This window comes from Cellulomonas pasadenensis (assembly GCF_047229365.1).
In the GTDB taxonomy this organism is placed as follows: Bacteria; Actinomycetota; Actinomycetes; order Actinomycetales; family Cellulomonadaceae; genus Cellulomonas.
Genome location: NZ_JBFTEP010000154.1, coordinates 1 through 7806 on the forward strand (window position 1 = coordinate 1; position 7806 = coordinate 7806).

Annotated in this window: 10 protein-coding genes; 9 read left to right on the plus strand and 1 reads right to left on the minus strand. The window is 78.0% G+C overall.

Going from position 1 to position 7806, the window contains the following annotated elements; translation table 11 throughout:
* Positions 1–296 precede the first annotated feature (296 nt).
* Positions 297–494, plus strand: coding sequence for a hypothetical protein (locus tag AB6N23_RS16020; RefSeq protein ID WP_412866993.1), 198 nt, complete (start codon positions 297–299; stop codon positions 492–494).
* Positions 495–528: 34 nt separating this feature from the next.
* Here the strand turns inward: AB6N23_RS16020 and AB6N23_RS16025 are convergent, their stop codons facing one another.
* Positions 529–936 carry a RidA family protein gene (locus tag AB6N23_RS16025; RefSeq protein ID WP_412866994.1) on the minus strand — a complete coding sequence of 136 codons (408 nt, stop codon included), beginning with the start codon at positions 934–936 and terminating at the stop codon, positions 529–531.
* 106 nt (positions 937–1042) lie between these two features.
* On the opposite strand from AB6N23_RS16025, the gene AB6N23_RS16030 reads away from it, so the two are divergent.
* The 8 genes from AB6N23_RS16030 to AB6N23_RS16065 form a co-directional block, all read left to right on the plus strand.
* The gene (locus tag AB6N23_RS16030; protein ID WP_412866995.1) at positions 1043–1414 is read left to right on the plus strand and encodes a MerR family transcriptional regulator; all 372 of its coding nucleotides are present in this window, start codon (positions 1043–1045) and stop codon (positions 1412–1414) included.
* A 153-nt stretch (positions 1415–1567) separates the two neighbouring features.
* Positions 1568–2116: a TetR/AcrR family transcriptional regulator gene (locus AB6N23_RS16035; RefSeq protein ID WP_412866996.1), complete on the plus strand. Its 549-nt coding sequence runs from the start codon at positions 1568–1570 to the stop codon at positions 2114–2116.
* A 145-nt stretch (positions 2117–2261) separates the two neighbouring features.
* Positions 2262–3869, plus strand: a complete 1608-nt coding sequence (locus AB6N23_RS16040; RefSeq protein ID WP_412866997.1) for an ABC-F family ATP-binding cassette domain-containing protein — start codon at positions 2262–2264, stop codon at positions 3867–3869.
* A gap of 127 nt (positions 3870–3996) precedes the next feature.
* On the plus strand, positions 3997–4518 hold the full coding sequence (locus AB6N23_RS16045; protein WP_412866998.1) for a hypothetical protein: 522 nt from the start codon (positions 3997–3999) through the stop codon (positions 4516–4518).
* Positions 4519–4612: 94 nt separating this feature from the next.
* On the plus strand, positions 4613–5119 hold the full coding sequence (locus AB6N23_RS16050) for an aminoacyl-tRNA deacylase (protein WP_412866999.1): 507 nt from the start codon (positions 4613–4615) through the stop codon (positions 5117–5119).
* 179 nt (positions 5120–5298) lie between these two features.
* On the plus strand, positions 5299–5655 hold the full coding sequence (locus tag AB6N23_RS16055) for an STAS domain-containing protein (protein ID WP_412867000.1): 357 nt from the start codon (positions 5299–5301) through the stop codon (positions 5653–5655).
* Between the two features lie 74 nt (positions 5656–5729).
* Positions 5730–6911, plus strand: a complete 1182-nt coding sequence (locus AB6N23_RS16060; RefSeq protein WP_412867001.1) for an exonuclease SbcCD subunit D — start codon at positions 5730–5732, stop codon at positions 6909–6911.
* A partial coding sequence (locus AB6N23_RS16065) for an AAA family ATPase (RefSeq protein ID WP_412867002.1) occupies positions 6911–7806 on the plus strand: 896 nt, incomplete at its 3' end. The genes AB6N23_RS16060 and AB6N23_RS16065, both read left to right, overlap by 1 nt.

Sequence of the window (7806 nt, forward strand, 5' to 3'; positions counted from 1 at the left end):
CCGCCGCGCTGCTCGTCCCGCCGCTCGCCGCCGCGCTGCTCGTCCCGCCGCTCGCCGTCCGGACGCGCACCTTCGCCGCGCCCGCGCCCACGACGACCCCGCGGCCGGCGCGGGGCGCGCTCGTCCGTGGCGGGGGTGGGGTCGGTCGTGCTCACGACGTCCCATCCTCCCAGGCGTGCGGCGTGCACCGCGCGGTCATTGCCGTCGCGGGGCGTGCGCCCTACCGTTCGGCGGGTCGGCCCGGCACCGGGCGCAGCCCGCGCCACGGCCCGCGACGCGCTGGACCAGGGGGACGCATGCACCACCACGGCACCCACCTCGCGCTGCTCGCCGCGGGCGTCCTGGCGCTCGGGTTCGCCGGCGAGCGGCTCGCCGGCGGTGCGTCCGGGCCGCTGCTCGTCACGCTCGTGGCCGCCGTGGTGGCCGGGGGCGCGGCGGTCGTCGCCGGGCTCCTGGGCCTGGTCGGCTCGGGCCGGGACGACCACCGCGACTGACGCCGCACGCCTCGGCGGCTCCCGCGCGGCTCCGTCACTCGAGCACGGCCGTCGCCTCCACCTCGACGAGGAACGCCGGGTCCGCCAGCGCCTGCACGCCGATGCCCGTGAGGGGTGCCGCGGGCGTCACCCCGAGCCGTGCGGCGGCGCGCGCCACGCCCTCGGCGAACAGCGGCATCCGCTCGGGCGTCAGGTCGACGGCGTAGACGCGCAGCCGGGTGACGTCGTCGAACGTCGCGCCGACGGACGCGAGGGCCGTCGCGACGTTGAGGTAGCACTGCTCGGTCTGCGCGGCCAGGTCGCCGGCGCCGACGAGCCGTCCCTCGCCGTCGAGCGCGACCTGCCCGGCGACGCGGACGGTGCGACCGCCGGTGGCGACGGACACGTGGCGGTAGAGGTCGACGGGGGCGAGGCCGTCAGGGTTCGACAGGGACACGGGCACGGGGTCCTCCACGAGGTCGGGGCTCCGCGGTTCGCGGTGCCGTGCCGCCACCGTGCATGCTTCACACCGGTGTCAGGGTCAAGTCGGCCCGCGCGGAGGGAGCACGGTGCGCATCGGGGAGGTCGCCGCGGCGACGGGGGCGTCGGCCCGGTCGCTGCGCCACTACGAGCAGCTGGGGCTCATCGCGTCGCGCCGGGAGCCCAACGGGTACCGCGACTACGACGAGGAGACGGTCGTGCGGGTCCGGCAGATCCGCGGGCTGCTCGACAGCGGCATCCCGACCCGCGTCATCGAGCGGATGCTGCCGTGCCTGGACGGCGGCCCGGACATCCTCCCCGACGAGGCCACGCCCGAGCTCCTCGCCGGGCTGGAGCAGGAGCGCGCGTCCCTCGACGCCCGCATCGCGACCCTGGTCCGCAGCCGCGAGGCCCTGACCGGCTACATCGCGACGGTCACGGCGGCACGCACCACCCCCTGACGGGCGTCGCCGGTGACGTGCTCGGCGTGCCGGCGGTGAGGCGGTCAGGGCCGGGTGCGCGCGGGTCGGCGTGGACGGCGTCGGTCTCGGTGCGTACGCTCGTACACATGGCCTCCGACGCGCCGACCGCCGTCCGCGACCTCTGACGCCCCGATGCGCGCGCGCCGCACCGACCCCGGACGCCGGGACCGCATCCTCGACGTCACGCTCGACCTGATCGCCGAGGTCGGCGTCGCGGGCGTGTCGCACCGCCGCATCGCCGCGCGCGCGGACGTGCCCCTCGGGTCGATGACCTACCACTTCGAGGGCATGGACGACCTGCTGCACGCGGCGTTCACGCGGTTCGCGGACCGCGGCGGCGAGCGGTTCGCGCAGCGGCTCGGCGCGGCCCGCGACCGTCCGGAGGCCGTGACGGCCGTCGTCGACCTCGTGCACGAGCTCTCCGACCCGCGGACCGACGCCGAGCGCGTCGTCATGTACGAGCTGTACACGCTCGCCGCGCGCGACCCCCGCTACCGCACGATCACGACCGCGTGGATGGCGCGCAGCCGCCGCGAGCTCGGCCGGCACTTCGCGCCCGACGTCACACGCCGCCTCGACGCGCTCGTCGAGGGGCTCTCGCTGCACCGCGCGCTCGACGAGGACCCGTTCGACCGGACCCTGACCGAGGACGCGGTCCGCCGGCTCGTGGGCGACGCCTGACGCGGCCGTCGGAAAACACCGTGCGCGCCCCGGCCGTCCCGCCTACCGTCGACCCCGTGCTGAGCTGACCCCTGCCCCGAGTCCCCGTCCGACTCAACCGCGCCCGTCGAGCCGACAGCTCCGGGCGCCCGCAGGTGGTGATCGCATGACCCCCGTGCTGCGCGCACGCTCCCTCGTCCGCTCCTACGACGGCCGCACGGTGCTCGACGGCGTCGACGTCGACGTCGACCCCGGGCACCGGCTCGGCGTCGTCGGCGAGAACGGCGTCGGCAAGTCGACGCTGCTGCGGCTGCTCGCCGGCCTCGACGACCCCGACTCGGGCGAGGTCGTCCGGCCGCCCGACCTCGGGTACCTCGGGCAGGAGCCGCTGCTCGACCCGGCGGCGACGCCCGACGACGTCCTCGCCGACGCGCTCGCGCACGTGCGGGCCGTCGCCGACGCGCTCGACGGGGCGGCCGCGGCGCTCGCGGACGACGCCCCGGGCGCCGCCGACGCGTACGCGGCCGCGCTGGCCCGCGCCGAGCTCGCCGGCGTCTGGGACGCCGACCGCCGGGCCGACGTCGCCCTCGCGGGCCTCGGCCTGGGCGACGTCGCGCGGGACCGGCCGGTCGGCACGCTGTCGGGCGGGCAGCGGTCCCGGCTGGCGCTCGCCGCGCTGCTCGTGCGGCAGCCGGCGGCCGTCCTGCTGGACGAGCCGACCAACCACCTGGACGACGACGCCGCCGGCTACCTCGCCGACGCGCTGCGGCGGCTGCCCGGCGCCGTGCTGCTCACCAGCCACGACCGGGTGTTCCTCGACGAGGTGTGCACCGGCGTGCTCGACCTCGACCCGGGGCTCGACGGCCCGACGACGTACGGCGGCACGTTCACGGACTACCTGGAGGCGCGCCGCGTCGCCCGCGAGCGCTGGGAGCAGCGGTACCGCGACGAGCAGGACGAGCTGAGGTCCCTCCGGGTCGCCGTGCGGACGACCGCACGGCGCGTCGGGCACGACCGGGCGATGGGCAACGAGGCGAAGCTGCCCTGGGACGCCAAGGGAGCGCGCGTCGAGCAGCAGGTCTCCCGCCGGGTGCGGGACGCGCGCCGCCGCCTCGACACCCTCGACGCGGAGCAGGTGCGCCGCCCGCCGGCGCCGCTGCGGTTCGCGATGCCCGCGCCGCGCGAGGCCCGCACGCCGGTGGTGCTGCAGGTCCGCGACGCGACCGTGCCGGGGCGCGTGCACGTGCCCGCGCTGGACCTCGACGCCTCGGCGCGGCTGCTCGTCACCGGCCCGAACGGCGCCGGCAAGTCGACGCTGCTGCACCTGCTCGCGGGCGACCTGGCGCCGGCGCACGGCACGGTGCACCGGACGCGCGGGGTCGAGGTGGCGCTGCTCGAGCAGGACGTCGGCCTGACCGACGACCCCCGCACGCCCCGCGCCCTGTACGCGGCGGTGACGGCGGACCGCCCGGACGCACCGCCGCTCGTCGACCTCGGGCTCGTCGCACCCCGCGACGTCGACCGGGCGATGCGCGAGCTGTCCGTCGGCCAGCGGCGGCGCGTCGTCCTCGCCCTGCTCGTGGCCCGGACGCCGCACGTGCTGCTGCTCGACGAGCCGACCAACCACGTGTCGGTCACGCTCGCCGGGGAGCTCGCCGACGCGCTCGCGACCGCGCCGGGCGCCGTCGTCGTCGCGACGCACGACCGCTGGCTGCGGCGCACGTGGACGGACGCGCGGGCCGAGGTGCGGGACGGTGTGCTCGTCGCCGGGTGAGCCCTCCGGGTGCGGTGACCCGTCCGGGTGGACGGGCGGGCACGGGTGGGCACGGGCGCGACCGGCACGGCATGCTGGGCCCCTGGGCGATTCGTCCGGATCGCCGACGCCGACGACGGGAGGGCCCGTGCTCGACGCCCCGTGGCCCCCGCCGCACGACGGGCCGCAGCAGCCGCGCGACGCGCACGCCCGCGCGTGGACGGCCGACGTCCGCCGAGCCGCGCCGCCGCCCGCGTCCGCCTCGTGGTGGCCCGCGGACGCCCCCGGCGGTGCGCTGCCGCGGCGTGCGTCGGACGGGCACGCGCGGGACGGGCAGGCACGCGACCGGCGGGCGCCGGACGGCCACGCCCGCGACGCGCACGCACGCGACGTGCACCGCGCCGACGGGTGGCCGGCGCCCGGCGCCGCCCGACCGCGGCCGCACGCCACCTGGCTGCCGGAGCCGGCGTGGATCCCGCAGCCCTCCCCCGCGCCGGAGCAGCGGTGGACGCCGGAGCAGGACTGGGTGGCGACGTTCGCGCGCCGCGCCCCGGCCGCCGACCTGCCCGCCGACGACGGTCCCGGGAGGGCCGCGCGCTGGCTCGTCGGCGGTGCCGTCGCGGCGGTCGTCGTCCCGCTGCTCGTCCTGGCGGTCGCGCTGGGCCTGTGACGCGCCGCCTGCGACGTGCCCCGCCTGTGACGCGCCGCCTGCGACGTGCTCCGCCCGTGACGTGCCGGGCGCGGCGTCTGGTTACCGTGGGCGCGTGACCGACCACGCACGCGGCGACACCGAGCTGCGCACCGACGGCGAGCGCCGCGCGGCCGAGGCCCTCGACGCGGCGGGCATCGCCTACGAGCGGACCCGCCACGGGCGCGTGTCGTCGCTCGCGGAGGCGGCCGCGGCGCGCGGCATCGACCCGGCCGACCTGCTCAAGACCCTCGTGGTGCGGCGCGGCGAGGACGACCACGTGCTCGTCCTCGTGCCCGGCGACCGCACCATCTCCTGGCCGCGCCTGCGCGCGCTGCTCGGGGTCAGCCGCATGTCGATGCCCGACGCGGCGACCGCGCTGGCCGTCACCGGGTACGAGCGCGGCACGATCACGCCGTTCGGCACGACCCGCACGTGGCCCGTCGTCGCGGACGAGCGGGTGCGCGGGCACCGGGTGTCGATCGGCGGCGGCGGGCACGGCGTGGGGTTCACGCTCGACGGCGACGACCTGGTGCGCGCGCTCGGCGCGACCGTGGCGGACGTCACGGACCCGGAGGGCTGAGCCGGCCCTCCCGGGGGCGCCTCGCACGCCTCTCACCTGCCGGTTCACCCGTCCGGGGAACGTCCGGGGCGGGTTCGACGTTCAGCGAGACGGCCGTGGGGGCGCCGGGTAGCGTTACCGCGCCGTCGAGCCCGGTCCGACGACGTACCGACATCGACGCAGGAGCAGGAGACACCGCCATGACGGAGCTGAGGGACGCCGTGCCCGGGCTCGAGGAGGCCGCGCCTGTGCACGCCATCCGGGTCGAGGCCGAGGACGGTCGCGCGGCGGTGCGCCTCGTCGGCGAGATCGACGCCGCGCTGCGCCCCGAGGCCAGCGCGTCGATGGGCATGGCGCTCATGAGCGGGCTGCCCGTCGTCATCGACGCGACGGAGGCGACGTTCGTCGACTCGTCGGGCGTCGCGTTCGTGCTCCAGCTCCACCTCGCCGCGTCGGAGGCGGGCATCCCCGTGACGCTGCGCGACCCGCACCGGGTGCTGCGCGAGGTGCTCGACATGGTGGGCCTGTCGGTCGTCATCCCGGACGACGAGGGCTGATCCCGCACCGCGTCCGCGGGCTGCGGGGCGCGGCGGACGGGGGCGTGTCGGTGGGCGCGGCTACGTTTCGGCGCATGCGGTTGCTGCACACCTCCGACTGGCACCTGGGTCGTACCCTGCACGGGGTCGACCTGCTGGACCACCAGGCGGCGCACCTCGACCACCTGGTCGACGTCGTGCGCGCCGAGGCGGTCGACGCCGTCGTCGTCGCGGGGGACGTGTACGACCGCGCGATCCCGCCGGTCGAGGCGGTGACGCTGCTGTCGGAGACGCTCGCGCGGCTCGCCGAGCACACGACCGTGGTGGTGACGTCGGGCAACCACGACTCCGCGACCCGGCTCGGGTTCGGGGCGGCGCTGATGCGCGAGCGCGTCCGGCTGCGCACGCGCGTCGCCGGGCTGGCGGAGCCGGTGGTGCTGCCGTCCGACGGCGGGGACGTGCTGGTCTACGGGCTCCCCTACCTGGACCCGGACGCCGCGCGCGTCGAGCTCGGCGAGGACGGGCCGGACGGCGGGCGCGTGCCGCTGGCGCGCTCGCACCAGGCCGTGACGGCGGCGGCCATGGCGCGCGTGCGGGCGGATGCGGCGGGGCGGCGCGGGGCGGGCCGGCCGCGGACCGTGGTCGCGGCGCACGCGTTCGTCGTCGGCGGCGAGGCCAGCGAGTCCGAGCGGGACATCCGCGTGGGCGGGGTCGACCACGTGACCGCGGACGTGTTCGCGGGCGTGGACTACGTCGCGCTCGGGCACCTGCACGGGCCGCAGGTCGTCCCGGGGCCGGACGGCACGGTGCTGCGCTACTCGGGATCACCGCTCGCGTACTCGTTCTCCGAGCTGCGGCACCGCAAGTCGTCGGTGCTCGTCGACCTGGCGGGCGACGCGCCCGTGACCGAGCTCGTGCCCGCACCGGTGCCGCGCCGCCTGGCCGAGGTCACCGGGACCCTCGACGACCTGCTCGGCGCGGCCGGCGAGCCGCACACGGACGACTGGGTGCGGGTCACCGTGACCGACCCGGCCCGGCCGTCCGACCTGTTCCGCCGCGTGCGGGCACGGTTCCCGCACGCCCTGGCGGTGCACCACCGCCCCGCCGGCGCGGAGCGGGCGGCGGCACGGGCCGCGCTCGTCACGTCGGCGGCCGACCCCGTCGAGGTGGCCGGCGACTTCGTCGCGCACGTCACGGGCGCACCCCCCACCGACGCCGAGGTGCACGTGCTGCGGCGCGCCTACGAGCAGGTCCTCGCCGGCGAGCGGAGCGCCTGATGCAGCTGCGCTCCCTCACGGTCCAGGCGATCGGGCCGTTCGCCGGCCGGCACACCGTCGACTTCGCCGCGCTCGGCGCGGCCGGGCTCTTCCTGCTCGAGGGGCCGACCGGCGCGGGCAAGTCGACGCTCATCGACGCCGTCGTGTTCGCCCTCTACGGCAAGGTCGCCGGCGCCGACGCGAGCGACGAGCGGCTGCGGTCCGCGTACGCGGCGCCCGAGGTCGAGTCCGTGGTCGACCTCGTGCTCGAGGTGCCGTCGGGCGTGTACCGCGTGCGGCGGACGCCGGCCTACCAGCGTCCCAAGCGCCGCGGCGCGGGCACCACGACGGCGCAGGCGAGCGCGCGCCTGTGGCGGCTGCCGGCCGACGTCGACTGCACCGGCGGGCCGGACGCGCTCGACACCGTCGGCGAGCTCGTGAGCACGCGCCTCGACGAGGTGGGGCACGAGCTGCAGCGGGTGGTCGGGCTGGACCGCGCGCAGTTCGTCCAGACGATCGTGCTGCCGCAGGGCGAGTTCGCGCGGTTCCTGCGCGCCAACCCGGAGGACCGGCGCGGGCTGCTGCAGAAGATCTTCGGCACCGCCGTCTACGAGCAGGTGCAGCAGCAGCTCGCGCAGCTGCGCCGCGAGGCCGACCGCGCCGTCGAGGCGGCACGCGCCGAGCTGCAGGGCGCCGCGGCGCACCTGGTGGGCGCGTGCGGGCTCGACGCGGAGGCGGCCGAGGAGCTGCGCGGCGCGCTCGCGGGGGCCGTGACGGGCACGATCGGTGCGGGGACGGGCGTCGCGGGGACGGGTGTGGCGGGGACGGGCGTCGCGGGGACGGGCGCTGCCGGCGCGGCGGACGGCGCCGGTGACGGGCCCGCGGCGCGCGTGGCGGCGGTGGTCGACGGTGCGGT